This is a genomic window from Mycobacterium sp., from assembly GCF_032162605.1.
Classification (GTDB): domain Bacteria; phylum Actinomycetota; class Actinomycetes; order Mycobacteriales; family Mycobacteriaceae; genus Mycobacterium.
In genome coordinates this window covers 1-2,774 of record NZ_JAVROT010000018.1, presented here as the reverse complement: position 1 = coordinate 2,774, position 2,774 = coordinate 1, and the positions used below count along the sequence as shown (strand labels likewise).

At 64.8% G+C, this 2,774-nt stretch carries 3 protein-coding genes and 1 pseudogene; all 4 read left to right on the top strand.

The features are described 5' to 3' along the window. Positions 1–444 precede the first annotated feature (444 nt). A pseudogene (locus QOI01_RS00750) lies at positions 445–666 on the top strand (TetR/AcrR family transcriptional regulator); the annotation flags it as partial. An 82-nt stretch (positions 667–748) separates the two neighbouring features. Continuing rightward, positions 749–1,357 (top strand): TetR family transcriptional regulator C-terminal domain-containing protein, encoded by a 609-nt coding sequence (locus tag QOI01_RS00745; RefSeq protein ID WP_526377660.1) that lies wholly within the window; start codon positions 749–751, stop codon positions 1,355–1,357. After that, positions 1,354–1,506 (top strand): hypothetical protein, encoded by a 153-nt coding sequence (locus tag QOI01_RS00740; RefSeq protein WP_526377658.1) that lies wholly within the window; start codon positions 1,354–1,356, stop codon positions 1,504–1,506. Before QOI01_RS00745 ends, QOI01_RS00740 begins: the two co-directional genes overlap by 4 nt. 59 nt (positions 1,507–1,565) lie before the next feature. Next, positions 1,566–2,774, top strand: a 1,209-nt coding sequence (locus tag QOI01_RS00735) for a PAS domain S-box protein (RefSeq protein ID WP_526377656.1), incomplete at its 3' end; no start/stop codon positions are given.

The window sequence follows — 2,774 nt, the reverse complement described above, 5'->3', positions numbered from 1 at the left end:
GGAAGATTCCGGCCTTGACCACGATCTCCCGATTGGGCCGATCGTCGATGACACCGTCCGGGTGCTCCGGAGGCTCCGCTTGTCGTCGCAGCCCATCACGCTCCGGTGCCTCCGAACCGTTGCATGCAGCGGTGCCGGTTGATTGCCTGGTGTCCTGATGGTGCTTCATCTTCGGGACGGCTGGCCGTTGCGCATGAAGCAGGGACGAGTCGGACCCGTGGCGCGATATCCGGTCCATATCCATCACTGTTGGGTCAGTCGGCATCTGGATTCTCCGATCAGGCGGGGAGACCCGCTTCGTTTGTCATCTCAATCTCGGGTGCGCGGCGATACGTCTGCCACCATTCCGGTTCAGCAGGCCTAAGTCGCCGCTGCTGACACCCATCGAAGATTCCTGCTAGCCGGAATCAGGTGCCTACTCGCGGCGGATACGCTGGTTTTGGAATGTCTGGCTCCAGTCACTGTTCGGTGGAGGTTCCGATGGGTCGTGCCCCGATATCGAAGTTGACGGCAAAGGGCCGCGCGACCAGGGAGCGCATCGTCCGTGCGGCCTCTGCGTTGATGCTCGAGCACGGTGTCGCTCGGACCACGATTGAGGATATTCAGGAAGCGGCCAACGTGAGTCCGTCGCAGATGTATCACTACTTCAGCGCCAAGGGAGACCTTGTCGCCGCCGTCATCGATCTGCAGAGCAACCAGTGCTCGGCGGCCAGCAACTGGAGCTTCACCGAGTCGACAGCATCGCGGCTTGGTCCGTTGGCGCAATGCCCAGGTCTACCTCATGCGCGGTCGTGCCTGCGTTGGCGGTTGCCCGATCGGGTCGCTGGCCAGCGAACTATCGGACACCGACCCGCTGGCACGTGCTCGGCTGACCCGCGCGTTCGCGCAATGGGAAGACCTGATCCGAGACGGTCTGAAGGCAATCGCCGCACGGGGTGAACTGCCGTCGGGGCTCGATGTCGATCGACTGGCGCTGGCCATGCTTGCCGGGGTGCAGGGCGGCGTGCTGCTCAGTCAGGTTCGGCGCGACACCGGACCGTTGGAGGCGGCGGTGGACGCCATGATCGACACCTCCGCAGCATGGGGATGCGCTAGAGAGCCACCGGTTATTTTGGAGTGGACACGCCAGTTTGCAAGCGGCAGCCTTCGAGTGGTACTGATCATCAGTCGGCTCGAAGGCGTTGCGCCCCAAGCCGGGTTCGTAGCGCAGCCGCACGCGGGTCTCGGACGGATTCCCGGCGCGGCGGGTGCTCCGTCTGGTTCAGCGAAGGCCGGCGACGTGCTGCTCGATGCCGAGCTGATTGACGTACAGGGTGTTTCGGTGACGCTGGACGAGTCTCGGGCCGGCAGGCCGTGATCCTGCTGTACCGCGGCACCTGGTGCGCCTACTGCAATCTTGCCCTGCGCACCTACCAGCAGGATCTGGTGCCCGCTCTCGAGCAACGCGCGCACGGAGGTCATCGACATCATCTCTCGGCACCCACCACCCTCGGCGGACAGGTCTGAGAACATCACCGAGCAAACGGGGCCCGTCGGTCGCACCAGTCGAGCTGTAGAATTTCGTCGTGGGTGACCCGCAGGGCTTCGATCTCGACAAATCGGCAGCCAGTTCATTTTGGATGGAGAACCTGTTCGATCTTTCGCCCGACCTGATGTGCATCGCGACTGCCGGCGGCTACTTCAAGTGGGTCAATCTGGCGTTCGAGCGGACCCTTGGCTATACGACCGAGCAGTTCGTTTCCCGGCCGATCCTCGATTTCGTGCACCCCGAGGATCGGGAGCGCACACGCACGGCATCGGGGGTTCTCGCCGGCGGCAGCGCACTCCGTCAGTTCGAAAACCGTTACATCTGCCGCGACGGTTCTGTTCGCTGGTTGCAATGGAATACGCGACCGGCGACCACCTTGGGTCTTGTTGCTGCCGCCGCGCGGGACATCACCGACAGCATGCGACGAAGAGACCAGGCGGCACTTCGGCGGGTCGCGACCGTGGTGGCGCGCGGCGCCGCCCCGAGCGACGTGTTCACCACGGTAGCTGCCGAGATAGCGGATCTGCTGAACGCCGATTTGACCCTGATCGGCCGATACGAGACCGACGCGACATTCAGCTACCTCGCAGCGGGCGGCCCCATGCAGACGTCGTCTCCGCTGGGCGATCGGCTGAAGCTCGGCGGCGACAACCTCGCCTCGAACATACTGCGCAGCGGTCAACCGGAGTCGATGAGCTACGACGATAATGGGTCAGGCCCCATCGCGGTGTTCGCCCGCAGACTTGCGCTCCGCAGCGCCGTCGGAACGCCCATCCTGGTCGACGGCCGGATCTGGGGCGCCATGTTCGCCGGCTGGCCCCAACCGCGGGAGATCTCGTCGCAGACCATGGAGCGCCTGTGCCAGATCACCGACCTGGTCGCCGCCGCTATCGCGAACGCCGAGAGTCGTAGTGCCCTAATCGAATCCCGTGCCCGTGTGGTCGCGGCCGGTGACGACAGTCGGCGCCGGATCGAGCGTGACCTTCACGACGGCGCGCAGCAGCGGCTGGTGACACTGGCGCTGAGGCTGCGATCGCACGAAGCGGCGATTCCGGCCGGGCTGAGGGAGGTATTCAACGATGTGGCCTCTGGGCTCGACGAGGCTCTGAACGACATTCGTGAGCTGTCCCGAGGTATCCACCCCACCGTGCTCTCGAGATCCGGTCTCGGGCCGGCGCTGAGGGAGCTTGGGCGCCGTGCGCCGCTTCCGACCGATGTCGCGGTGCGCATTCCCGCACGTCCAGCG